Annotated in this window: 1 pseudogene; it reads right to left on the minus strand. The window is 41.3% G+C overall.

The features are described from left to right. A pseudogene (locus tag BM613_RS14750) lies at nt 1-361 on the minus strand (tRNA (N(6)-L-threonylcarbamoyladenosine(37)-C(2))-methylthiotransferase MtaB); the annotation flags it as partial. Between the last annotated feature and the right edge of the window lie 60 nt (nt 362-421).

Below are 421 nucleotides of genomic sequence, written 5' to 3' on the forward strand. Positions count from 1 at the left end.
ATTCTGTATGACCGCTTTTTTCCATTTCATATTGTTTCAATAATTCCGGCAGATCTTTTTTATGATTATTTCCGATCACAATATCAATACACGGATCGATCTCCTTACCCTCCTGCGCCTGTACATAACACCCCGCCGCCACAACGACCGCGTCCGGGTTTAATTTTCTTGCTCGGTGCAGCATCTGCCGAGATTTCCTGTCTGCTATATTTGTCACCGTGCATGTATTGATAATATAAACATCCGCCCCTTCTTTAAAGGGAACGATCTCATAACCTGCCTGTTCAAGCATTTCCTGCATTGCTTCCGTCTCATATGCGTTTACTTTACATCCAAGATTATGAAGTGCCGCTTTTTTCATAAGTTTACCTCTTTTTCCTATTCTTTCTATCATTGTTCCTTGACTTTTAGTTCCCTATCC

Origin of the sequence: Sulfoacidibacillus thermotolerans (assembly GCF_003144315.1) — a bacterium.
Lineage (GTDB): Bacteria > Bacillota > Bacilli > Alicyclobacillales > SLC66 > Sulfoacidibacillus > Sulfoacidibacillus thermotolerans.